Here is a 23,279-nt window from a genome sequence, read left to right as displayed (position 1 = left end):
TGTTAAGGTTTGGTTAAACGTACAAATTGCTAAATGTTAAATTTTTAATTTTATGACCAATGAATAAGAGGTTGTTTGTTGTTCTGGTGATTTTGATGAGCCTCTCCTTGATCGGAATTATATTCGTTCAAAGTTTTTGGATCAAACAGTCAGTAGACGATAAGGAAGAGCAGTTTTCCAATGCGGTTATAGACATACTGAATGAGGTAACGGAGAAGATAGAAAGGCGTGAACGTCGGGACTATTCAGAACGTTATCTTAGTCAAATAGACAGTATGGGAGTTGAGCCAAAAACCACTCCCATCCGTAATTTCTTATTTATAGACAAAGACTTGAATTCCAATGAAATACGCACGTATTCTCATGGAATTCTTGAAGAAGATTACAACATTGCATCAACGTTCTTTGACAGCAGCGACAGTGGGGATACTACTACAATTAAAAACTTTACCAGTAAGCGTACAAGCATGGTTTTCAAGGAAAACTTTGATTTGGACGGAAAAAATATATCACTAACTCCAATTGAGAAAATTGAAAAAATTGGAGGGCTTACATCTTTGGAAAAGGCTGCTTTTGATGATGTTTTTATGGAATATGCCAAAAAAGTGCCTATCCATAAACGGGTTTCAAAGCAGGAAATAGAACTTTTGCTCAATAGGGAGTTAAAGAACAGAGGATTGGATATTGAATATGAGTATGGTGTTTATAGTAGGGGGTTGCCCACTAAGGTAAAATCCAAGCGGTTTAAATTTGCTGAAAGCACTATATACGAGGCGCCTATTTTTAAGGATAGTGAGGGGGACACCAATTTTTCCCTTCTTATAAATTTTCCAAAGAAAAAGCGGTTTTTGATTAGTTCTATAATGGGAATGGCCTTTTTGTCTTTGCTTTTTATCTTGGTAATTGTGGCATCTTATTCAGGGGCCATTTATCAATTGATAAGGCAAAAGCAGATATCGGAGATAAAGTCCGACTTTATAAACAACATGACCCATGAGTTCAAGACCCCTATTGCCACTATTAATTTGGCAGTAGAGGCTATCCGGAACCCTAAAATAATTGGAGATAAAGAAAAGGTTGAGCGGTATTTAGGCATGATTCGTGATGAAAATAAGCGTATGCATGCACAAGTGGAAAACGTTCTACGGATATCCAAACTGGAGAAAAATCAGTTGGATATAAGTAAGGATAGGGTAGACCTTCACGACATAATACAGGACGCCATTGCCCACGTAGAGCTTATTGTTGCTGATAGGGGCGGCTTTATTGAAGCACATTTAGATGCTCCTAGAAGTGAAGTTCTTGCAAATGAAATGCATTTTACCAATGTTGTTGTCAATATTCTTGATAATGCCATCAAATATTCCCCTGAGGCGCCGGAAGTAAAAATTTTTACAGAAGTTGCCAAGAATTTTATCATTTTGAAAATTCAGGATAATGGTGCCGGTATGAGTAAAGCTGTACTAAAAAAGGTATTTGAAAAATTCTATCGGGAACATACCGGAGACCTGCACAATGTTAAGGGTCATGGTTTAGGTTTAGCATACGTAAAAAATATTGTAGATGACCATCAAGGTGAGGTCTACGCAGAAAGTGAAAAAGGAAAGGGAAGTACTTTCTATATAAAATTGCCTTTAATTTAACTTAAAATTATGGAAACAGTCAATAAAAAGATACTACTGGTTGAAGATGATCCGAATTTCGGAATCGTGCTGAAAGATTATTTATCTATGAACGAATTTGACGTTACGTTGGCAAAAAACGGAATGGAAGGTTTTGAAAAGTTCAAGAAAGATAATTATGATGTGTGCATTTTGGATGTTATGATGCCTTACAAGGACGGGTTTACCTTGGCAAAGGAAATTCGTGAAAAAAACGAAAATGTGCCTATCGTCTTTCTTACGGCAAAAACTATGAAGGAAGATGTTCTTAAAGGATATAAGGCAGGTGCAGATGATTATTTGAACAAGCCTTTTGATTCTGAAGTTTTACTAATGAAGCTTAAAGCAATACTTCAAAGAAAAGCGTCTAATACACTTGCAGATAGTAAGAAATTTGAATTTCAGATTGGTAATTTTCATTTAAATTCCAAATTGAGGTTTTTGAAATATAAAGATGAGGAGTCCATTAAATTGTCTCCAAAAGAAAATGAGCTTTTGCGTCTTTTGGCACTTCATGAAAATGATTTAATGCCAAGGGAACTCGCTTTGACAAAAATTTGGAGGGATGATAATTATTTTACTTCTAGAAGTATGGATGTTTACATCGCTAAATTACGTAAGTATTTGAAGCGTGATGATACGGTAGAAATATTGAATATTCATGGCGAGGGCTTCCGCTTGGTAGTAAAAGAAGAGGAGGTTTAATTTTCTCGTTAAAAAAATAAGCTCAAAAGGTTCTGGATATTCCAGAGCCTTTTTTATTTACCAGTCAATTTTGTCAAAATTGTATCCACAATCATTTCAGGGCTATGTTCAATGGAAACCGTAAGGGCCGCTTTTGGAATTTCTAAAGCTTCAAATTGTGAACGCAATAACTCAGGAGGCATAAAATGCCCTTTTCTAGCATTTAGTCTTTCTGATACCAACTCAAAAGAGCCTTTAAGAAATACGAATTCCATTTGTTCCTCAAGTCCATCCCTTAGGAGCTTTCTGTAGGAATGTTTTAATGCGCTACATGCAATTACGGCGCCTGTTTCTTTGTTTTCATGGGACAATTGGTTCAAGCGGATGAGCCACCCTTTGCGGTCGTCATCGGTCAAAGGAGTGCCCATGGCCATTTTCTCTACATTTTCCTTTGGGTGGTAATCATCACCGTCAAAAAAATCCAAATTCAATTTTTGAGCTAAAAGTTTGCCAATAGTGCTTTTGCCGGAGCCGGAAACCCCCATTACAAAAATGATTGGATTATTTTTCATATATCTTTCTTAATTGCTTCAATTATGGTGCTAAGGGGTGTGCGATAGTTGAACCACAATGTTTTTTCATTCCTTTTGAACCATGTAAGTTGCCGTTTTGCAAATCTACGGGTGTTCTTTTTTATCTCGGAAATGGCAAAGTCTTTATTCCAAATTCCTTCAAAATAGTTGAACAATTCTTTGTAGCCTACCGTTTGTAATGCATTTAGGTCTTTGTTTTCAAAAAGTTGCTTCGCCTCTTTTATCAATCCTTCAGTAATCATTACATCAACCCTATGGTTGATCCGATTATAAATTTCTTCCCTTTCCGCGGTGAGGCCAACCGTAAGGGTCTTAAAAGGTCTTTCTTTGTCCTTGTTTTTAAGAAATGAAGAATAGGGTTGTCCAGAACCAAGTGATACTTCAAGGGCTCTTATTAAGCGGTGTGGGTTATTAAGGTCTACTTTCTCGTAGTATTCGGGGTCTTTGACTTTTAATTCTTTTTGAAGCGTTTCAAGCCCTTCTTCTTCCAATTTTTTGTTTAATTCTTCCCTAATTAAAGGGGGTATCTGGGGAAAATTATCCAACCCTTTAGTTACTGCATCTACATACAGGCCACTACCGCCTACCATGACAACAATGTCTTTCTCTTTAAATAAGCGATTTAACAAAGTAATAACCTCCTTTTCAAAATCTCCTACGGAATACTCTTCAAAAATGGATTTATGATGGATAAAATGGTGCGGGGCTTGAGAAAGTTCTTGGGCTGTTGGTGCGGCCGTTCCAATGGACATTTCCTTGAAAAACTGCCTTGAATCCGCAGAAATAATCTCCGTTTCAAAATACTGCGCCAAGGCTATTGCCAATCTTGTTTTGCCAATGGCTGTAGGGCCAACTACTGAAATAAGTATTTTCTCCATTAAAGTTTACCTCCACATTTATAGCAAAAATCGGCATCATCCCTATGTCCTTCTTTTGCACAAGTGGGACAGGATTGGGTATTTACATGCACAAAATGATTATTACCATCTGGTTGTTTAGGTTTTCCTTGTCCTTGTCTGCCAAATTCCACAGTGACAATTCCAGTTGGTACGGCAATCACTCCATAACCTACCAGCATGATAATGGTAGCTATCAATTGGCCTTGAGGAGTAATAGGGGCTATGTCTCCATAACCTACAGTCGTTAAGGTAACAATGGTCCAGTAGATACTGGTAGGTATGCTGGTAAATCCTGCTTCATCTCCCTCAACCAAATACATAAGAGTGCCCAAAATAACGGAAAGTATAAGTACGGCAAATAGAAAAACGGTTATTTTGGCACGGCTGGCCTTTAAGGCTCTTCTTAGTTGGGAGGCTTCTCCTAAAAATCGAACCAGTTTTAATATCCTAAAAACGCGTAACAGTCTAAACGCCCTTATGGCCAATAACACTTGCGATCCAGCAAAAATATAGGATAAGTAAAGAGGGATAGTGGACAAGAAGTCTATAATTCCATAGAAACTAAAAATATATTTGAAAGGCTTTTTTATGCAGACAATCCTGGCAATATATTCAATGGTGAACAGCACGGTCACAATCCATTCCAGCACAAAAAGGGTACGATGGTATTTAGCGTCAATCCATTTAACGCTTTCCAACATTACTAAAAGAACACTTATGATAATAAGTAGAAACAAAAGGAGGTCGAACCATTTACCTATAGGGGTATCGGCCTCGTAAATAATTTCGTGGACTTTGCTTTTCCAGCCCTTTTCCGGTTTGTGTTCTCTCAAACTATTTGTCTAATTCCATAATTTTATGAACGCGCCGCTTTCTTAAATAGGTTTCAATAATATGGGTCGTGTTTTCATTACCGTTCATAGGTGTAATGATGGATTCCAAGATCTTTAAATTGTTAATCTGATGATTTAAGTCATAGTATCCAAACCCTTGAAATTGACCTTTTTTTACTAAGAATGCAATGTATTCGCCTATCTCCCTTCCTTTGTCTACAACGACTATATTTTTTTGGTTGATGGAGTATTTATCCAAGACTTCCAAAACTCGCTTGTTATAGGTTTCGGCCGATTCTTGATTGATACAAGCCCCCTTGCATTCTCCATTTTCGTACGAGGAACAGTTCTGTTTTGCCTCTGAAATTCCATTCAACTTAGGGCAAAGTTCAAAGTCTTTGGTTACTTTGAATATAAAATTTTTAGCACCGGCCAAACTGTTAAATGAGGCAAAGGCATCTATTCTTAAGGATGATTTTTCAGCCACTAACTGCATATAGCCATTTTCGTTATCAACTGTTTTTACCACATAGGAAAAGTTTTTCCTAGGAGGTCTTGAATTATACTTAGGCTTGTTTCTTCTGAGTTCTTCGTTCTCCTTCAGTAAAGCAGCTAAGTCACTTCCGGTTTTCTCAAAAGAAACTTTTTTGGTGGCCTTTTGAAGCTGTCTTGATTTTTTTCCTCCGTTCGTAAAGTGCTGGTTTACCCTTTTCTTAATATTACTGCTCTTTCCTAGGAAAAGGATTTCCCCGTCCTTGTCGTGCATATAATATACGCCTGTTTCTGAAGGTAGTGATTCAACAATATCCAATTGTCTATCGGATAGCTCTCCATGCTCCTTGTCGCGAATTATGCCTTTGAGTATCTCTTTGTCCGAGTCTTTTGAAAGTAAAACTTTGAATAATTTAAGTGTTGCCAGCGCATCACCGTTCGCTCGGTGCCTATCGCTAACAGGTATGCCCAGCGATCGTACCAATTTTCCTAAACTATGCGATTCCGCTTCAGGAATCAACTTTTTGGACAAATCTACCGTACAAAGCGTTTTTCGTTCAAAATTATATCCCAAACGCCTAAATTCTGTTCTTAAAATACGATAGTCAAACTGTGCATTATGGGCCACGAGCACCGTGGAATCCGTAATCTCTACAATTCTTTTGGCAACTTCATGAAATTTAGGGGCGGTACGGAGCATTTTATTGTTGATACCGGTCAAATTCACCACAAATGGCTGAATGGGCTTTTCCGGATTCACCAGACTTATAAATTTGTCTACCACTTGATGCCCATCAAACTTATGAATGGCAATTTCGGTTATTCCTTCTTCATTGAATTTTCCGCCGGTAGTTTCTATGTCTAGTATTGCGTACATTAAAAATATTCTGCTAAAGATACATTAAGGCTTTGGTAGTGCTGTTCTGTTTTTATGTGATTGGCTAGTAGTTTCGGCTTCCAAAAATACTACTACCAATTCTAACCATGGTACTACCTTCTTCAATGGCCAGCATATAGTCGCCGCTCATACCCATGGAAAGAATATCGCATTCTGGCAAAAGTTGCTTTACCTCATTAAAAGTTTTCTTTAAAGATTGAAATTCCCTTTTTATTTGAACTTCGTTATCCGTAAAAGTAGCCATTCCCATTAGCCCTTTAATACAAATATTTTCCATGCTTTTAAAAGCCTCCGAATTTAAAAGATGGTTTAGTTCATCTTGATCAAGACCAAATTTAGTGTCTTCCTCTGCAATGTGCATTTGCAATAGGCAATTGATAACTCTATCACATGCTTTTGCACGTTTATCAATCTCTTTCAATAGCCTAAGACTGTCAACCCCGTGGATAAGTGAAACAAAATCGGCCATATATTTTACCTTGTTTCTTTGAAGGTGGCCAATCATGTGCCATTCAATATCTTTAGGCAAGGTTTCCCATTTTTCAACCATTTCCTGCACCTTATTCTCCCCAAATATTCGTTGCCCCGTTTCATATGCTTCCATAATATCTTCGTTGGGCTTTGTTTTGGAAACCGCAACCAAGGTAATGTTAGTGGGTATTTGTGATCTTATACTTTGTAGGTTGTCTTTTATGGGCATGTAATGAAAGAGATTTTAGATTACTTCTGTTTTGTTATTAAAGGACGAAATAACCTCTAAGGCCACTTTAAGTGCATTTGAGCCTTGTTCTAAGGTTACTACAGGTTCCGAATCATTAATAATGGCAGCGGCAAAGGTTTCTAGCTCATCAAGAATGGCGTTATTCTGATGTACCTCAGGGTTTTCAAAATAAATCTGTTTTTTCTCCCCCTCCGCATTTTGCAAAATCATATCAAAATCGCCTGCCACCTCGGGAGCATCTTTCATTTTTACAACCTCTACTTTCTTTTCTAGAAAATCAACCGAAATGTAGGCGTCTTTTTGAAAGAACCTGGATTTCCTCATATTTTTAAGGGAAATGCGACTTGCGGTTAAATTGGCAACACAGCCGTTTTCAAATTCTATTCTCGCATTGGCAATGTCTGGAGACTTACTAATAACAGAAACACCGCTGGCGTTTATTTGCTTTACCTTAGAATCAACAACACTTAGAATGGCATCGATATCGTGAATCATTAAATCCAAAACTACAGGAACATCTGTGCCACGTGGATTGAACTCTGCCAACCTATGTGTTTCAATGAACATGGGATTTTTAATTTGATGTTTAACCGAAGAAAAAGCTGGATTAAACCGTTCTACGTGACCTACTTGACCTTTTACCTTAAATTCAGCAGCCAAACGTTGTAATTCCTCCGCTTCTTCCAGAGTGTTGGTGATAGGTTTTTCAATAAAAACATGCTTTCCTTTTTGAATGGCTTTTTTGGCGCAATCAAAATGAGAAAGGGTTGGGGTTACAATATCTACCACCTCAACAGCATCTATAAGTGTATTGATATTATCAAAATACCGATAACCGAATTCCTCAGAAACCTTTTTGCCATTGATGGCATCGGCATCATAAAAACCCACCAACTCATATTTTTTGGACTCATTGAGCAATCTTAGGTGTATTTTACCCAAATGTCCAGCGCCTAAAACACCTACTTTTAACATTTAAATCAATTTGCATCAAAAATACATATTATTTTAAGCAATGGTCATTTCATATTCCTTTGGATTTTAGCGTAAAAAAGGAAAATGTGAATTCTTAGTTGATAACTGCACTTGTGATTTGGCGTTATAGAAAGTAAATTTACCTTGCAAAAACCAAACCTTTTGAAAGATACCTTTAAACATAGGGGAATGCGAAACAAGTTGGCCGATGTCCTCGTTGAAAAAGGAATTACGGACAAGAATGTGCTGGGAGCCATTAAAACCATTCCAAGGCATTTTTTTATGGATAGCAGTTTTGAGGGGCATGCCTACCAGGACAAAGCTTTTCCAATTGCCGCCGACCAGACTATTTCTCAGCCCTACACCGTGGCTTTTCAGTCCCAATTGTTACATGTAAAACCCGGACATAAAATTTTGGAAATTGGAACAGGTAGTGGTTATCAAACCGCGGTTTTGTTACATTTAAAGGCAAAGGTCTACACTATAGAAAGACAGCAGGAACTTTTTAAGAAAACCAAGTTGTTTTTTGGTAAGATGGGATACCGGCCCAAAAAGACCATTTTTGGAGATGGTTATAAAGGTCTTCCGGAAGAAGCGCCCTTTGATTCCATTATTGTTACGGCAGGAGCGCCTGAAGTTCCTAGGGCCTTAATGGCGCAGCTAAAAGTAGGGGGTAGGCTTGTAATCCCCGTAGGTGCCCAAGATCAGATAATGACTCTTTTTTATAGAAAATCTTTGAAAGAATTTGAAAAAAAAGAATTTGGGTCCTTTAGATTTGTTCCGCTTTTGGAGAATAAAAACTAAAAATCAATTATTGAAGCTCTTTTTAATACGGGCTAAATTTCTCTTATTATCTCGATCTTTAATAGTTTCCCTTTTGTCATAGAGCTTTTTACCCTTGGCAAGGGCCACCTTCATTTTTGCCAACCCCCGGTCGTTTATAAACAAACGCAGTGGGACAATGGTATGCCCGCTAGTGGTAACTTCCTTTCTTAATTTTCTAAGCTCTCCGCGATTCAATAAAAGTTTTCTCTCCGCTTTGGGCCTATGGTTAAAATGTGAGGCGTGGGAATATTCATCTACTTGCATATTGATTACAAATAGTTCACCCCTATCATTAAACTCACAGAAGCTCTGTGAAATGGAAGCTTTGCCTTCCCGGATGGATTTAATTTCTGTACCGGCCAATACAATACCAGCAACGTAGGTATCTAAAAGTTCATATTCGAACTTTGCCCTTTTGTTTTTTATGTTGATGTTCTTTTGAACCATTCCACAAAATTAGTGAAGTAAAATCAATTTTATGGAATAACTTAGATTTGCTTGTCTATATTGGTGTGTTCTATGAAGAATTACTCTCGTTCTTTTGGGCAATTACAATTAAAATGTAAGCGCTGGGAAGTGGCAACTTCGTTAACCAAATTCACTATAAACAGACTTCCGTTATCTGAGGTGTCCATTTCATAATACTTGCTTTCCCCAATCATTTTATTTACAAGTTCTGGAGTGGTATTACTATGTCCCACCACTAAAACGTTCTTGTTTAGGTTATCTGCTTTAAACTGTTCCAAATCAATGGTCTGTGGGTCATAGTGTTGAACGGTTAAATCTTTTTTTACGGAAACTGGAGCCGCTGTCATATACGTTCTTTGGTAGTCTGTGGTATAGATGGCATCTAGATCTACCTTGTCCAAAATTTCGGCCCAATGCATGGCCCGTCCTAGTCCACTTTGATTTAGCTCGGGATCGGCATCTTCAGGATTTGATATATCTTTTTCAGCATGTCTTATAAAATAAAAGGTAGAAACGTTGGTTTCCGTGTTTACCGGATCAACAATTTTTTCTTTATCTTTACAACCCACAATAAATAAGAAAAATACTACAAATTGAATTAATTGTATGTTTTTCATGGATTCAGTCTCTTTTCTGGTTGAAAACTCTTGCATAAATGTTAACTAAAATTAGTTGAAAAAAGTATGTTCAGCTTCTTGTTTTTGTTTTTTTGTGTATGCTAAGAAATGCGCCCCTCCTTATATTAATTTTCCTTGTCACAGGTCTTTTCGCACAGCGGGAAGAAAGACTGCCTGCAGATTTAAGGCAACATAATCTCACCACCTATAATGCCAGCTTGTTCAACCCAGCTTTTTCCTTGGATAGGAACAATGCACAATCCATCGCATTTTGGTCTCGTTGGCAGTGGCAAAGTATAGATGCGGACCCTACTACGATATTTCTCAATTATACACGTAGGCTTAATTCCAATTCGGCCGCCGGAGTGGCATTTTTACAACAAAACACAGGTGTTTATTTTAATACTGGGGGAGCTTTAAATTATGCTCATCAATTTCAACTGAACGAGCTTGTTCAACTTAGTGTGGGAATCAATGTTTTTGCGTTTCAGCAAGAATTGGCCGATAACCGATTTGTTCCTGATCCAAATTTTCCCCTGCCTCAAGAATCCATAGGTAATGATTTTATTGTACAAATGGCTCCCGGAATGAGTTTATCCGTTGAACGCCTTACCTTAGGATTGGCATCTGAAAATCTCATTGATTATAATTTTAATGAAAAGGAAGGTAACACAGCAAAAGAGGATAAAATCTTCATGGGAATTCTTTCCTATGACTTTCCACTTGTTTTGGGTGATGCACCCAATGCCTTTTTAAGGCCAAGTATGTATCTAAGGACCATTCCGGGCCAATCTAACCAAGTGGGTTTTTATACCTTGTTGAATACGGATAATTATTGGGGCCAAGTTGGATATAACAACTTTTATGGGTATGCCATAGGTGCAGGTGTTACCCTCTTCAAACATCTTTCCTTGGGAGCTTTGGTTGAATTAGGAACAAATTCCAACATAACTAATGAGGCTTCTTTTGAACTCATGGCAGCTTACTTTTTGGGTAAGCCTAGTGAGCGGCATAAAATGGTAGGTTTTGAACCGGAAGAAGATGAAAATGGAATATTGGAGTTGGACGAAGATCAGAACGAACGAATTCAAGAAGAGTTGGACAAGGCTGAAGAATTGGCTAAGTCTGAGAGGGCGGAAGAACAAACAAGTAGGAAAGAATTAAGAGCACAGGAAAAAGAACAAAAAAGAAGGGATAAAATAGTAAGGGATTCCATTGCCAATGTAGAAAAGGAAGCAGCCCTGGCAGCTAAGAAATTAAAGAAGAAACAGGAAGAAGAAGAAAAGGCCCGACAAAGGGAATTGATAGGTTTAACGGATTCCGAGACGGAAGTGGCGGAAGAACAGCCTGATGAGAAACTTTCCCGTAAAGAAAGGAAAGCAGCGGAAGCCATTGCCATGGCTCAAGAAGAGCAGGAAAGAAAATTGGATTCCATCAACGAAGTAAAACGGCAGGAGGCCTTAGCTCAGGCAAAACAAATTGCTGAACAAAAAAGATTGGATTCAATTGCAAAAGTAGAGGAAGAGAAGCAAAAAGCGGCTCTTGCCAAGGCTCGCCAACAGGAAAAAGTAGTGCCGGAAAAAGGAGAGAAGTATGAGGAAGTTAAAACCGAGGAAGGATTGGCACCCGGTTACTACCTTATTGCCAATGTATTTGGTACTAAAAAGTATTTTGATGCCTTCATGGCCGATTTACGCAAAAAGGGCATGAACCCAGGCTCATTTGTTAGAAGTACCAATAAATACAATTATGCGTATTTAGAGCGATTTGACACCATTTCTGAGGCGCGACAAGCTAGAAACAGTAATTACGGAGGTAAATACCCTGGTAAGACCTGGATATTTAGAGTGGTTGGTGAGTAATACTCGTTTGCATTGTATTAACCGAATAAAAGTAGTATACTATAGAGCCAACGGAAGACTTTACCTAACCGAAAATAACTACGTCCAGAGCAATTTTAATTGGGGCTAGTTAGCTACCAAGTTGAATGGTAAATCTTTAGGGAAATAAAATTGGAGACTACTTTTTTAGCTCCTTTTTGACCAAAACCTCCAAATAAGCTATTGTATTTACCAAGTACTTTCGGTCTCTGGTGATTGTGGACATGGCAACTGCACCTTGTATCATGGTGTAGAACTGTTTTGCAAATTGTAAAGGAGTTACAGGAAGCTTAAGTTCATTACTATTGGCGCCGTTTTCGAGTACCAAGGCAATTTTACCTTCAATTTCCTTAATAGCCTCCTTAGAAGCTGCCGCTAACAATTTATTATTGTTCTGTGCATCCACACCGGTATTTAAAATGGGGCATCCTCCTAGATCTTTAGTAAACTCGTCGTAATGTCTGTAGAAGTCTGTTAATGCAAAAATTTTATCCAAAGCACTACCTTCAATAGATAAAATCTCATCCAGTTTTTGAAGTAGCTTTTTACTACTGTATTCAAAAGCGGAAAGAGCTAAGGCTTCCTTGTTCTCAAAATTCCCGTAAATGGCGCCTTTGGTTAGACCAGTTGCATCTGTTAAGTCACTCATACTGGTGCCTATATAACCAAGTTTAGTGAAGATAGGGGCAACGGTTTCAATAATATAGGCGGTAGTTCTTTCGGCTTTGGTGGTCATTTGCATGCAGTTTAATACGAAGATAGAAAAATTATATACTGTATGGTATCTACAATTATCAAAAATAGGGCACCTTTTTTAAAGATGCCCTAATCTTACTTTATCATATGGTAAATCTTACACCAATTCTTCTTGATTCCTAAAAACCAGCTCGTCTTCAAAGGAATCTATAAGTACTATGCTTTCAGCGGAAATAGTACCTTTTAACAGCTCTTTTGAAAGTTTGTTGAGAACTTCTTTTTGTATGACCCTTTTAATAGGCCTTGCCCCAAATTGTGGGTCATAACCCCTTTCTGCCAAATATGTAATTGCTTCATTGGTGGCATCAATGGTAATATTTTGTTTAGAAACTATCTTTTTTAACTGGTCCAATTGCAAGCGCACTATTTGAGAGATATCATCCTTGCTCAACGGGGTGAACATTATAATGTCATCTATTCGGTTTAAAAATTCCGGTCTAACCGTTTTCTTTAATAAACCTAAGACCTCTACCCGAGCGGCTTCGGTTGCGCTGTACACATCTTGGGAATTCTCAAATTTCTCCTGTATTATATGGCTTCCCATATTACTGGTCATAATAATGATGGTGTTCTTGAAATCTGCTACCCGACCTTTATTATCTGTCAATCGGCCTTCGTCCAATACTTGTAATAGAATATTGAATGTATCTGGATGGGCTTTTTCAATTTCATCCAGTAGTACTACGGAATAGGGCCTTCTTCTAACAGCTTCCGTAAGTTGTCCGCCTTCATCATATCCAACATATCCTGGAGGTGCACCTACCAATCTACTTACGGAGTGTCTTTCTTGATATTCACTCATATCAATTCTGGTCATGGCATTCTCATCATCAAAAAGGTAGGATGCCAAGGTTTTTGCCAACTCGGTCTTCCCGACGCCGGTCGTACCGAGAAACAAGAAGGAGCCAATAGGTCTTTTGGTATCCTGTAAACCGGCCCTACTTCTTCTTATGGCGTCTGAAACTGCTTGTATGGCCTCTTCTTGTCCAACCACGCGTTTGTGGAGCACATCTTCCAATTTTAGCAATTTCTCCCTCTCGCTTTGAAGCATTTTAGTAACCGGAATACCTGTCCATTTGGCAACAACTTCGGCTATATCCTCATTGGTGACCTCTTCTTTGATCAGGGTTTCATTTTCTTGCTGCGCTTTTAATTCTTCCTGAAGTTTTTCAAGATGTTCTTGGGCTTCTTTGATTTTGCCGTATCTAATTTCGGCTACCTTACCGTAATCACCATTACGTTCGGCCCTTTCAGCTTCCTGTTTAAATTCCTCAATATCATGTTTTGTTTTCTGGATGTTATCCACCACCGATTTTTCACCTTCCCATTTGGCAAAAATTTCATTTCGCTCTTCTTTTAGGTTGGCCAAATCCACATTTAAGGAATTTAATTTTGCCTTATCGTTCTCACGTTTTATAGCCTCAATCTCAATTTCTAGCTGCATTATCTTTCGGTCTAGCACATCCAGTTCTTCTGGTTTGGAATTAATTTCCATTCGCAACTTGGATGCCGCCTCATCCATAAGGTCAATGGCCTTGTCTGGTAAAAATCTATTGGTGATATAGCGTTGGCTTAGCTCTACCGCTGCAATTACGGCGTCATCTTTAATTCTTACCTTGTGATGTGCTTCATACTTTTCTTTGATTCCCCTTAAAATTGAAATGGCACTTTCCGTATCAGGTTCGTTGACCGTAACTTTCTGAAATCGCCTTTCCAATGCTTTATCTTTCTCAAAGTATTTTTGATATTCATCTAATGTGGTTGCACCAATGGCTCTTAATTCACCACGTGCGAGAGCAGGTTTTAAAATATTGGCCGCATCCATTGCTCCCTGTCCGCCACCTGCACCAACTAGGGTATGAATTTCATCAATAAAAAGTACAATGTTACCATCTGATGAAGTAACTTCCTTGATAACGGACTTTAAACGCTCCTCAAATTCGCCTTTGTATTTTGCGCCGGCGATCAATGCCCCCATATCAAGGGAATAAATAATCTTGTCTTTTAGGTTCTCAGGTACATCACCTTGGATAATTCTGTGGGCCAACCCTTCTGCAATAGCTGTTTTACCTGTACCTGGTTCCCCTACCAACATGGGATTGTTTTTGGTTCTTCTAGAAAGTATTTGCAATATCCTTCTAATTTCTTCATCCCTGCCAATAACTGGATCCAACTTTCCACTATCTGCCAGTTCATTCAGGTTCTTGGCATATTTGTCCAAAGAATTATAGTTGTCTTCTGCACTGGCAGAAGTTACTTTTTCTCCCCCCCTAAGTTCAGAAATTGCCGCCTTTAGGTGCTTTTCAGTAGCCCCTTGGTCTTTTAAAATTTGGGCAATTTTACTTTTAGAGGTGAAGATGGCTAGAATAAGATGTTCAATGGAAACAAAATCATCCTCCATTTTCTTGGCTATTACACTGGCTTCGGTTACGGTTTTACCGGCCTCTCTTGAAAGCATGATGTCTCCACCTGAAACTTTAGGAAAGCTTTCCAGTTCTTTATCAAGAATTTGTTTAATAATCGCCACGTTCATATTTAATTTTTTTAATATGAACGGAAGTACATTTTCGTCGATCTCCCAAATGGCTTTAAAGAGATGTTCATTTTCTATTTGTTGGTGACCCAAACCTTGTGCAATCTGTTGCGCTTGTTGTATGGCCTCCTGAGATTTTATGGTATAATTATTAAAGTTCATATGTCTATATTTTAGTGCTTTGTTTACTTTTGATTTGATTATGTCAATAATCCTACCATAGAAATAGGCAGGACAAAATGTCTGCTATTTTCAATTATAGCAGGACATTTAGGCAGTTTTTGAAGTTGATTATTTGAATTAAGTTACAATCGAATGGGAATATTTGGAAATTTATTTGGAGGAAACGGGAGTGGGGAAAAAGAGAAAAGCTCAAAGATTCCTTGGATACCCCTTACAGATGAAAATCAATTGGAAGAAATTAAGTCAAAATCCAATTCTAAGGCGCAGTTTATATTTAAGCACAGTACTACATGTGGAATTAGTAGAATGACGCTAAATATGTTCACCCAAAACTATACTTTAGAAGAGGAGGAAGCGGATTTTTATTTTCTAGACCTTCACCAGAATAGAAATGTGAGTAATTTGGTAAGCGAGGTATTTCAAATACGACATGAGTCTCCACAATTATTAATAGTCAAAGAAGGGCAAGTGGTTATGCACGATTCCCATGGTGCCATTGCAGATGTTAAATTGGAAGATTATATCTAAAAAACAAACCCCGGAGTATCCGGGGTTTGTTTTTTAATTGAAGCGCTGTCTTTTTAATATGGATTTTAATCTGTTCTTTATATCCTCTCCAGCGTCATAGACCATTTGTTCATTGGAAGGAAAAGGTACTGCTCCCAATTTCAATAAGGGTGTTAGGTCATTATCAATAGCCCTTTTATCGCCATCATGCCTTGCGTAAACATGTTCAAAAATAAACTCACTACTTATAGGATAGGAATCTATTTGTTGTCGTGTTGTTAAATCGGTAAACCGTACAAATCCATCTACCTTGGCGGACTTCAGCTGGGTGAATTGATAAAAATTACACTTTACCGTCTTAAACTTGTCTACCTTAATTTTGTTACCTAGACTATCCTTTAGAATGTTTCCCTTTCTATCCGTTGCATATTTGTAACCGTCTTTTATTTGTCTTTCCTTTATTAGTTGCTTTTCACTAACATGTTCCGGAGAAATGTTGATATTTATTAAGGAAAGCTGCATGTGATAATCATAATCAATATTTGGTTGAGGGTTGCTATGATATTTGGTCCATAATTGATCAAGGCCATACACATCAAAGTTTAGAAGCTCCTCTTCCAAGCGAGCAGGAATAATGACATTGGAATTGTTGACCAAATCAACGCTTACAAAATCCAATCCTTTTTCATAGGCTTCCGAAATTTTATTGGCGGTGTCATCATAGCCGGGATTAATTTCTTCCAAATAGGTGAAATCATCATAAGCCTTGCGGTAATCCTGTTTTGAGTTTGCTTCTAAAAGCAAAGAACTGGCATTTTCATATAGAAATTCTGCAAGGTCGTCTTTGCTATCAATAATATCATCTTGGTAATCCTTGAAAATAAAACGAGCTTTTCTATTTTCACCCTCTACATACAGTGGAAGTAAAGGCTTGATTTTTTCCTGTATCTGGTGAAGATTTACGTAGGATTCGTATATTTCTTCAAAATGGGCAGGATTCTCATCGCTTTCAAGAAATTCAATATGTTTTAATTCGCGCTCCGTATTTTTCTTGTACGCTTCTTCAAGCATGAGTATATACGGTTGACTTGATTTTTTCCCTTTATTTTGGGCGAGGGTGTTTACTGAGGTCTGTATGGCGTTGCCATAGTCCCCAACATTTAAAGCTTTTTGGGTTTTTTTAACTCCGCTACAGGCCGCCGCCAAACATAATACTGAAATAAAAAAAATGGTATTCTTCATAACATATGGCTATTATGGTTCAAGATGTTAATTTCAACTCCTGTGCCAAAATACATATGTTAACTAACGCAAAACGATATGTAATCGTATGCATTCGATGAAATGTCGTTCTTTTGTGTGGTGCTAGCTGCCTAAGGAGGGTAAAAGTTTGGTTGAGACCTCTCCAAAACCAATTCTATAATTGGAGTTTTTACAAAAGCCTCTAAGAATTACGGTGTCATTATCTTCAATAAAGGTGCGTTGAGAGCCGTCATTGAGTGTTACGGGGTTTTTGCCGGCCCATGAAAGCTCGAGCATTGAACCTAGGCTATCTGGGTTTGGACCGGAAATGGTACCGCTCCCCATCATATCACCACTATTGACTTTACAACCGTTTATGGTATGATGCGCCAATTGTTGCGCCATGGTCCAGTACATATATTTAAAATTAGATTTGGAAACTGTAGTACTGCTTGCCTCTGTTTTAATATCCACTTCCAACTGTATATCAAAACTATGGTTGCCACTTAATTTTAAATAGGGTAGGGGTTCCGGGTTCTGCTTTGGGCTCTCCGTCCTATAAGGTTCAAGCGCATCTAAGGTCACGATCCATGGTGAAATGGACGATGCGAAACTTTTTGCTAAAAATGGCCCTAGAGGAACATATTCCCATTTTTGAATGTCCCTGGCACTCCAATCATTAAAAAGGACCATTCCAAAGATGTAATCTTCGGCTTCATTCACGGGGATTGGTTCTCCCAACGCATTGGCATCGGTAGTAATAAAAGCCATTTCCAATTCAAAATCAACCAATTTGGACGGACCAAAACCGGGTTTGCCATTTTCTTTAGGGCTTGTTTGTCCCTTGGGTCTTCTTACAGGAGTTCCACTGGGGATTATAGTAGAGCTTCTGCCGTGATATCCCACGGGGAGATGTAGCCAATTGGGGAGTAGGGCATTATCAGGATCTCTAAACATAGTTCCCACATTGGTTGCATGTTCCTTGCTAGAATAGAAATCTGTATAATCCCCAATTTGTACGGGTAGTTGCATTTCTATTTCATCCATGGAAAACAGAACCACTTCCTTATGATCTTCCCTATTCTTTAATTCTTCATTAGAGACCTCAAAAATCTCACTGATCCTGTTTCTTACCGCACGCCAGGTCTTTTGTCCATCTGAGATAAAATCATTGAGGGTGTCCTGAAGGAAAATATCATCCGTTAATGGAATATCCTTAAAGTACCCAAGTTGGTGCAAGGCTCCAAGGTCAATGGCATGGTCGCCAATTCGTGTTCCAATGGTTATAATATCATCCCTGGTTAAAAAAACACCAAATGGGATATTCTGTATTGGAAAATCTGAATTTTCGGGCACAGGAAGCCATGTTTTTTTTGTAGGGTCGTTCGCTGGTATGGGCATGTCTATTGTTAATTTTTATTTGATAAAATGCTAATCAAAGTTATTATTTTATGGGTGATAGCAAGGAGTAATTTGTATTTTTGCACCTCATTTAACACAATATTGACGTATGCAACGCGATAGCCAAATTTTTGATTTGATTGCCGAGGAAAAAGAAAGGCAACTAAGTGGTATTGAGCTAATAGCCTCAGAAAATTTTACCAGTCCGCAGGTAATGGAAGCTGCCGGTTCTGTTTTGACCAACAAATATGCTGAGGGCTATCCCGGCAAACGTTATTATGGCGGTTGTGAGGTAGTGGACAAAGTAGAGCAATTGGCCATAGATAGAGCTAAAGAACTTTTTGGCGCGGCTTACGCCAATGTACAACCTCATTCCGGTTCACAGGCAAACGCTTCGGTTTACCATGCATGCCTACAACCGGGCGATACCATTTTAGGTTTTGACCTTTCCCATGGTGGTCACCTTACACATGGTTCTCCAGTGAATTTCTCCGGAAGGCTATATAATCCAGTCTTTTATGGAGTAGACAAGGAAACAGGGGAGTTGGATTATGATAAAATTCAGGAAATAGCTGAAAAGGAAAATCCAAAAATGATTGTTGCAGGTGCTTCTGCATATTCTAGGGATATGGACTTTGCCCGTTTTCGAGAAATAGCCGATAGCGTTGGAGCTTTGCTGTTGGCCGATATTTCACACCCGGCCGGACTTATAGCTAAAGGATTGTTGAACGATCCAATTCCACATTGTCATATCGTTACCACCACCACCCACAAAACATTAAGAGGACCAAGAGGAGGTTTGATTTTGATGGGGGAGGATTTTGACAATCCTTTTGGAATAAAGTTGAAGAACGGCAATCTTAGAAAAATGTCCGCATTGCTAGATTTAGCAGTGTTTCCGGGTAACCAAGGAGGTCCTTTGGAGCATATCATAGCGGCTAAAGCAGTAGCTTTTGGTGAGGCATTGACAGATAATTTCCTTCACTACGTAATACAGGTTAAGAAAAACGCAGAGGCATTGGCAGCGGCCTTTGTTGCTAAAGATTACGATATTATTTCTGGAGGTACCGATAATCACATGATGTTGATCGATCTTAGGAATAAGGATATCACGGGGAAAGATGCTGAAAAAGTATTAGTTGGGGCAGACATTACGGCCAATAAGAATATGGTTCCTTTTGATGATAAATCACCCTTTGTTACATCTGGAATTAGATTTGGTACCGCTGCAATAACCACACGTGGTCTTAAAGAAGAAGATATGGCCACCATTGTTGAGTTAGTAGATGAAGTTCTTACCAACGCAGAAGATGATAGCAAAATAAAAGCAGTGAAAGAAAAAGTGAACAACCTAATGAAAGGAAGAGCGTTGTTTAATTTCTAGGTAGATTAAAATATAATAGTATTTGCAAGGAGAGGTTGGTTTTTGTAATCAACCTCTTTTTTAATCGTCTGAACTCAACATAAAAAGATCACCATTCTCTAGATGGGACCCTTTTAGATCATAAATAACAGCATCATCTTCAGATTCAAAGTAAAGTCCCCAAAAATTAAAGTAATCCTTCTGTGTATGATTGGAAACTTCAAGACTTCCCAGGATAATTTCGTCCGCAGAATGTTCTTCCTCAAATACTGGTACATAAATTTCATATGGGGTTTCTGAAAGCCCTTTACTGAAATGGACATAATGCCTACCCATTTCCTTGAATATATTGTCCAGTTGTTCCGGGATACTTTTTGAATATATTTTGTTGATAATCAAACGGGTATCCGTGAAGAGAATAGAAATTTCCTCAATATCTAGGTTTACAGGATTTGCTTTCTTGAAATTCTCTAATGTCCCTACAAAGGATGTGCTACCTTGGGAAAAGTTGCCCCAGGTACCACGATTGAAGTGGAATAGCATCTCCACTAAACTCATATTGCATTCCAATTCAATAGCGAGGTTGATATGGCTATTGTTTGAAGTTGAATGTCTTATGGTAGCAATAGAAAAAAAGAATTTTTCTAAACTTTTCTTAAATTTTTCAATTCCCTCCAGCCGCAAACCTATGTTGTAACCTCCGGAAGAATTGTATTCGAAATTTTCTGGGAATGAAGGCATAAACGTATAGTGTAATTCAATTGACTTTCAAATGTAAATTGAGAAGCCATTATTTAGACAAAGAAAAACCCCAGTTTTTATGGGGGTTTTATTTGATTGTATTACAATATATCGTAAATGCTTATACAGCAACGGTTTGAGCTGTTTTTGCCATTAAAACTGGAATGTTAAATAAACCCTCTTTTTCTGGCTTCTTCTATTAAAGCGAAGTCATTTCCGTTTTCGACACCAAAAATAACTTTTAAATGACGTTTTCTATTCTCTACAGTTGTGCTGGCAGCAGCTACTATAGAAGAAATGTCCTTGGTCTTTGTACCAATGGAAAGCTGATAAAGAATTTTTTTATCACGTTCATCAATTTGATCTTCATTGGCCATTTTTCTTCTAATGGCCTGTAGGGCGGCAGCTGTATAATATGGCGGTTGATCTAAAACAGTTTTCACCATTTCCTGTAAGGTTCTTTCATCTACTTCAGATTTCACCATGTACCCATCCGGATTCACCGTTTTTAACAAGTGATTAATTCGGTAACTATCGCTAAACGAAGACAAAAACACAATTTTAGAAGTTGGCGAAATTTCTTTGGCCAATAAACCTAAATCTTCGCCGCTACGCTCTTCTTTTGCACTGTCCGGAAACATAGAAATATCCAGTAGAATAATGTCATAGGGAATTCTATTGGCAGCACTTTCAATTTCTGCCTTGCCCTTTTCATAACTGGGGGCTGTATTTACAACTACTTTGTAATTTTCAAAATCGGTACCTTCTAAGGTGTATTTGTACCCTAGAACAATCATTTCGTGGTCATCTACAGCGAGAATTCGCACAATCTTATCCATACTTCTGCTTCCTTAAACTTGTATAGGTTCTTTTGAACCGTTAGTAGTAATTTTCTTCAAAGGTACAGTAAAAGTCACAGTTGTGCCTTTTCCTATTTCACTTTTTATGTTCCAATTACCATTAAGTTTTTCAATTCTGGAAGCCATATTTCGCATGCCAATTCCTTTTTTTCCTTTTTTGCTTTTGAAGCCCTTGCCGTCATCTTTTACCTCTGCCACTACTGCATTCTTTTTTATTTGAAGATTTAATGAGACATTCTTGCAATTGGCGTGCTTTACTGAGTTTTGAAGACTTTCTTGTAGGAGTCTGTATAAATTGATTTTAGTATTTCCTTGGATACCATCCCAGTTAAAACTTCGGTCATAATCAAAAGCGTAATTGAATCCGGCAGTCGCCTGCACTGTTTCTAGCAAATCTTCGACCGAATGAATAAAATTGTTGATTTTTTGATAGGCGGCATGGCTTAGTTCATGTGAGATGGCTCTAATTTCCTTTTCAACGTTTTGTAGTGCATCTATGGCCTTCTTTCTTTCAATTTCGGCAGTTTCGTCATGTTTTTTGTTAAGCCCGGTCAGTACCATTCTTGCACCTAACATTTTGCCCAAGACGCCGTCATGAAGTTCTTCGGAAATTCTTTTTTGTTCTATTTTTTTTCCTTCTTCCTTCTTTTGGTTTTGAGCCAACATTAGGTTAAAAATTTCTTGGTTGGCAGCTTGTTGCTGTTGTTGAAACCGTAGTTTTTGATTTTTTACACGCTGGTCTAAAATAAAATAGGACATAACACCTAGTAGCAGAACGGCAATGGCAATACCGGACCATAGTTGTTTTTGCCTGGCAAGAAGTAAGTTTTCTGCGATAAATTCATCGGTCTCAAAGCGAATTCTTGCAAATTTATTTCTCACCTGTCGCTCCTCTTGTTGCAAGCTATCATTGAGCGAAATATAGTTACGGTTATGATAGGCAGACTTTTCTGGCTCCAACTTGGTAAGTAATTGCAAGGTAGAAAGTGTTCGGTCATTATTATTACTTTCCCTTGAATAGGCGAGAGCCTTTTGCGCTTCGGTAATAGCTTGGGTCGTATCTTGCTGTGCTAAATAAAACTCGGAAAGATTGTAATAGGCTCTAGCAAGCCCAGGTAGATTTTTGACACTATCCAAAACCTGAATAGACTTTCTAAGGTCGCTTTCCACATTTTTTTTCTGTTTTGCCTTCAAACGGCTATAAGCCAAATGATTAAGGGCTAGGCCATAAACCTTTGGATTTTCTTCTTGTAAATTTGGGGTACGTAAAACTCTTTGGAAATAAGGTATGGATTCTTGGTATTTTCCTTGCTCTTGGTAAACCACTCCCATATTATTTTGTAAGCTTACTTCAAAGTCATTGGTTGAATTCAATTTTACCAAATATTCTCCAGCCTCTTGGTAATATTCTATGGCCCGGTCAAATTCCTTTAATTCTTTAGTAACAGAGCCTAAATTACTGTAGCAGTAATAAAGTTGCTTATATTCATTCAAGGGTTTTAATATCTCTATAGCCCTTATGGTATTTATTTCACTTCCGGTATAGTCCCTGACCAAGGCTTGGGTTCTTGCCATATTATAGAGCATTCTGGCATTTTCAAAGTCTTTATTAAGGTTCTCGTACAGTTTTTGCGCCTTGGCATAATGGAAATAGGAGCTATCAGGAACTGAATTGGAGTTAAAGAACATAGCCAAGTCCCAGTGGGCTTCTGCCAATCTCAAAGAATCTTTCACTTCATTAGCCCTATTTAAAACTATTCCGTTAGTTCTTCTAAAGTTTTGCGAATCGGAGCTATTTAAATATGAATACGAAATTCGAGAAATCAGTCTTATTTTAATCGAGTCGCTTGCAAATTTTTCATAGGAATTTTCAGCTTTCTTTAAAAACAACTTTTTGTCATTAATTGTTAGATTACTGTTCCTACTTTTTTGAATCCAAGAGTTAATAGAATCCAGCAGTTGTTTTTCAGTTGAATTTAAATTGCCCTTTGTCGTTTTGTCTTTGCATGCTAGGTTCAACACGGCAAAAATCAAGGGAATATAAAATATTTTATATGTACTACGCTTTGTAAGCATTGGGGTTTACTTGTATACAAGGTAAAAAAAAAGCCTTAATTTTCATTAAGGCCTTTCTAATTTATATTTAC

General features: G+C 38.0%; 21 protein-coding genes. 6 read left to right on the top strand and 15 right to left on the bottom strand.

Features of this window, described 5'->3' with window-relative positions; translation table 11 throughout:
• Window positions 1-59: 59 nt before the first annotated feature.
• Complete coding sequence (locus IL355_RS08380) at window positions 60-1,643, top strand: sensor histidine kinase (protein ID WP_192461720.1); 1,584 nt, start codon at window positions 60-62, stop codon at window positions 1,641-1,643.
• Between the two features lie 9 nt (window positions 1,644-1,652).
• A complete protein-coding gene (locus IL355_RS08375) occupies window positions 1,653-2,366 on the top strand; it encodes a response regulator transcription factor (RefSeq protein WP_187457653.1) in 714 nt (237 codons plus the stop codon).
• Window positions 2,367-2,419: 53 nt separating this feature from the next.
• On the opposite strand, the gene IL355_RS08370 is transcribed toward IL355_RS08375, so the two are convergent.
• From IL355_RS08370 to IL355_RS08345, 6 genes are all read right to left on the bottom strand, one after another.
• Entirely contained in the window at window positions 2,420-2,917 is a 498-nt protein-coding gene (locus tag IL355_RS08370) for a gluconokinase (RefSeq protein ID WP_192461719.1), read from the bottom strand.
• On the bottom strand, window positions 2,914-3,816 hold the full coding sequence (gene miaA, locus IL355_RS08365) for a tRNA (adenosine(37)-N6)-dimethylallyltransferase MiaA (RefSeq protein WP_192461718.1): 903 nt from the start codon (window positions 3,814-3,816) through the stop codon (window positions 2,914-2,916). Before miaA ends, IL355_RS08370 begins: the two co-directional genes overlap by 4 nt.
• Window positions 3,816-4,670 carry an ion transporter gene (locus IL355_RS08360; protein WP_192461717.1) on the bottom strand — a complete coding sequence of 285 codons (855 nt, stop codon included), beginning with the start codon at window positions 4,668-4,670 and terminating at the stop codon, window positions 3,816-3,818. The genes miaA and IL355_RS08360 overlap by 1 nt, the downstream gene beginning before the upstream one ends.
• Window position 4,671: 1 nt before the next feature.
• Window positions 4,672-6,039 carry an exonuclease domain-containing protein gene (locus IL355_RS08355; protein WP_192461716.1) on the bottom strand — a complete coding sequence of 456 codons (1,368 nt, stop codon included), beginning with the start codon at window positions 6,037-6,039 and terminating at the stop codon, window positions 4,672-4,674.
• A 64-nt stretch (window positions 6,040-6,103) separates the two neighbouring features.
• Window positions 6,104-6,760: a YggS family pyridoxal phosphate-dependent enzyme gene (locus tag IL355_RS08350; RefSeq protein WP_192461715.1), complete on the bottom strand. Its 657-nt coding sequence runs from the start codon at window positions 6,758-6,760 to the stop codon at window positions 6,104-6,106.
• A 15-nt stretch (window positions 6,761-6,775) separates the two neighbouring features.
• The gene (locus IL355_RS08345; protein ID WP_192461714.1) at window positions 6,776-7,756 is read right to left on the bottom strand and encodes a Gfo/Idh/MocA family protein; all 981 of its coding nucleotides are present in this window, start codon (window positions 7,754-7,756) and stop codon (window positions 6,776-6,778) included.
• A 162-nt stretch (window positions 7,757-7,918) separates the two neighbouring features.
• Here IL355_RS08345 and IL355_RS08340 point away from each other — a divergent pair, with 162 nt between their 5' ends.
• Window positions 7,919-8,560, top strand: coding sequence for a protein-L-isoaspartate(D-aspartate) O-methyltransferase (locus tag IL355_RS08340; RefSeq protein ID WP_192461713.1), 642 nt, complete (start codon window positions 7,919-7,921; stop codon window positions 8,558-8,560).
• 3 nt (window positions 8,561-8,563) lie between these two features.
• On the opposite strand, the gene smpB is transcribed toward IL355_RS08340, so the two are convergent.
• Window positions 8,564-9,028: an SsrA-binding protein SmpB gene (gene smpB / locus IL355_RS08335; RefSeq protein ID WP_192461712.1), complete on the bottom strand. Its 465-nt coding sequence runs from the start codon at window positions 9,026-9,028 to the stop codon at window positions 8,564-8,566.
• Window positions 9,029-9,108: 80 nt separating this feature from the next.
• The gene (locus IL355_RS08330; protein WP_225621159.1) at window positions 9,109-9,702 is read right to left on the bottom strand and encodes a SixA phosphatase family protein; all 594 of its coding nucleotides are present in this window, start codon (window positions 9,700-9,702) and stop codon (window positions 9,109-9,111) included.
• 62 nt (window positions 9,703-9,764) lie between these two features.
• Here IL355_RS08330 and IL355_RS08325 point away from each other — a divergent pair, with 62 nt between their 5' ends.
• Window positions 9,765-11,528, top strand: coding sequence for a PorP/SprF family type IX secretion system membrane protein (locus IL355_RS08325; RefSeq protein WP_192461711.1), 1,764 nt, complete (start codon window positions 9,765-9,767; stop codon window positions 11,526-11,528).
• Between the two features lie 157 nt (window positions 11,529-11,685).
• On the opposite strand, the gene IL355_RS08320 is transcribed toward IL355_RS08325, so the two are convergent.
• Window positions 11,686-12,282 (bottom strand): TetR/AcrR family transcriptional regulator, encoded by a 597-nt coding sequence (locus IL355_RS08320; protein WP_192461710.1) that lies wholly within the window; start codon window positions 12,280-12,282, stop codon window positions 11,686-11,688.
• 117 nt (window positions 12,283-12,399) lie between these two features.
• On the bottom strand, window positions 12,400-14,997 hold the full coding sequence (gene clpB, locus IL355_RS08315) for an ATP-dependent chaperone ClpB (RefSeq protein WP_192461709.1): 2,598 nt from the start codon (window positions 14,995-14,997) through the stop codon (window positions 12,400-12,402).
• Between the two features lie 153 nt (window positions 14,998-15,150).
• Between clpB and ytxJ the strand changes: the two genes are divergently transcribed.
• Window positions 15,151-15,546 carry a bacillithiol system redox-active protein YtxJ gene (gene ytxJ / locus IL355_RS08310; RefSeq protein ID WP_192461708.1) on the top strand — a complete coding sequence of 132 codons (396 nt, stop codon included), beginning with the start codon at window positions 15,151-15,153 and terminating at the stop codon, window positions 15,544-15,546.
• Window positions 15,547-15,579: 33 nt separating this feature from the next.
• Here ytxJ and IL355_RS08305 read toward each other — a convergent pair whose 3' ends face one another.
• Both IL355_RS08305 and fahA read right to left on the bottom strand, forming a co-directional pair.
• The gene (locus IL355_RS08305; RefSeq protein WP_192461707.1) at window positions 15,580-16,767 is read right to left on the bottom strand and encodes a hypothetical protein; all 1,188 of its coding nucleotides are present in this window, start codon (window positions 16,765-16,767) and stop codon (window positions 15,580-15,582) included.
• A 123-nt stretch (window positions 16,768-16,890) separates the two neighbouring features.
• Window positions 16,891-18,168, bottom strand: coding sequence for a fumarylacetoacetase (gene fahA / locus IL355_RS08300; protein WP_192461706.1), 1,278 nt, complete (start codon window positions 18,166-18,168; stop codon window positions 16,891-16,893).
• Between the two features lie 109 nt (window positions 18,169-18,277).
• Between fahA and glyA the strand changes: the two genes are divergently transcribed.
• Entirely contained in the window at window positions 18,278-19,552 is a 1,275-nt protein-coding gene (gene glyA, locus IL355_RS08295) for a serine hydroxymethyltransferase (protein ID WP_192461705.1), read from the top strand.
• A gap of 60 nt (window positions 19,553-19,612) precedes the next feature.
• Here the strand turns inward: glyA and IL355_RS08290 are convergent, their stop codons facing one another.
• The 3 genes from IL355_RS08290 to IL355_RS08280 all read right to left on the bottom strand — a co-directional run bounded on the left by IL355_RS08290 (window position 19,613) and on the right by IL355_RS08280 (window position 22,866).
• Window positions 19,613-20,272 (bottom strand): hypothetical protein, encoded by a 660-nt coding sequence (locus IL355_RS08290; RefSeq protein ID WP_192461704.1) that lies wholly within the window; start codon window positions 20,270-20,272, stop codon window positions 19,613-19,615.
• 167 nt (window positions 20,273-20,439) lie between these two features.
• Window positions 20,440-21,111, bottom strand: a complete 672-nt coding sequence (locus tag IL355_RS08285; protein WP_192461703.1) for a response regulator transcription factor — start codon at window positions 21,109-21,111, stop codon at window positions 20,440-20,442.
• A gap of 12 nt (window positions 21,112-21,123) precedes the next feature.
• Entirely contained in the window at window positions 21,124-22,866 is a 1,743-nt protein-coding gene (locus tag IL355_RS08280) for a tetratricopeptide repeat-containing sensor histidine kinase (protein WP_192461702.1), read from the bottom strand.
• Window positions 22,867-23,279: the final 413 nt, after the last annotated feature.

This window comes from Euzebyella saccharophila, assembly GCF_014855495.1.
In the GTDB taxonomy this organism is placed as follows: domain Bacteria; phylum Bacteroidota; class Bacteroidia; order Flavobacteriales; family Flavobacteriaceae; genus Euzebyella; species Euzebyella saccharophila.
The sequence above is the reverse complement of the archived record's forward strand: the minus strand, read 5'-3'. Positions and strand labels throughout refer to the sequence as shown.

Excerpts from the sequence above, each read along its gene's own strand:
- glyA (WP_192461705.1), top strand. The coding sequence starts at position 18,278 with ATGCAACGCGATAGCCAAATTTTTGATTTGATTGCCGAGGAAAAAGAA.
- fahA (WP_192461706.1), bottom strand. The coding sequence starts at position 18,168 with ATGCCCATACCAGCGAACGACCCTACAAAAAAAACATGGCTTCCTGTG.
- IL355_RS08325 (WP_192461711.1), top strand. The coding sequence starts at position 9,765 with ATGCTAAGAAATGCGCCCCTCCTTATATTAATTTTCCTTGTCACAGGT.
- IL355_RS08375 (WP_187457653.1), top strand. The coding sequence starts at position 1,653 with ATGGAAACAGTCAATAAAAAGATACTACTGGTTGAAGATGATCCGAAT.
- IL355_RS08355 (WP_192461716.1), bottom strand. The coding sequence starts at position 6,039 with ATGTACGCAATACTAGACATAGAAACTACCGGCGGAAAATTCAATGAA.
- IL355_RS08370 (WP_192461719.1), bottom strand. The coding sequence starts at position 2,917 with ATGAAAAATAATCCAATCATTTTTGTAATGGGGGTTTCCGGCTCCGGC.
- IL355_RS08380 (WP_192461720.1), top strand. The coding sequence starts at position 60 with ATGAATAAGAGGTTGTTTGTTGTTCTGGTGATTTTGATGAGCCTCTCC.
- clpB (WP_192461709.1), bottom strand. The coding sequence starts at position 14,997 with ATGAACTTTAATAATTATACCATAAAATCTCAGGAGGCCATACAACAA.
- smpB (WP_192461712.1), bottom strand. The coding sequence starts at position 9,028 with ATGGTTCAAAAGAACATCAACATAAAAAACAAAAGGGCAAAGTTCGAA.
- IL355_RS08290 (WP_192461704.1), bottom strand. The coding sequence starts at position 20,272 with ATGCCTTCATTCCCAGAAAATTTCGAATACAATTCTTCCGGAGGTTAC.
- IL355_RS08305 (WP_192461707.1), bottom strand. The coding sequence starts at position 16,767 with ATGAAGAATACCATTTTTTTTATTTCAGTATTATGTTTGGCGGCGGCC.
- miaA (WP_192461718.1), bottom strand. The coding sequence starts at position 3,816 with ATGGAGAAAATACTTATTTCAGTAGTTGGCCCTACAGCCATTGGCAAA.
- IL355_RS08330 (WP_225621159.1), bottom strand. The coding sequence starts at position 9,702 with ATGCAAGAGTTTTCAACCAGAAAAGAGACTGAATCCATGAAAAACATA.
- IL355_RS08285 (WP_192461703.1), bottom strand. The coding sequence starts at position 21,111 with ATGGATAAGATTGTGCGAATTCTCGCTGTAGATGACCACGAAATGATT.
- IL355_RS08345 (WP_192461714.1), bottom strand. The coding sequence starts at position 7,756 with ATGTTAAAAGTAGGTGTTTTAGGCGCTGGACATTTGGGTAAAATACAC.
- ytxJ (WP_192461708.1), top strand. The coding sequence starts at position 15,151 with ATGGGAATATTTGGAAATTTATTTGGAGGAAACGGGAGTGGGGAAAAA.
- IL355_RS08350 (WP_192461715.1), bottom strand. The coding sequence starts at position 6,760 with ATGCCCATAAAAGACAACCTACAAAGTATAAGATCACAAATACCCACT.
- IL355_RS08320 (WP_192461710.1), bottom strand. The coding sequence starts at position 12,282 with ATGACCACCAAAGCCGAAAGAACTACCGCCTATATTATTGAAACCGTT.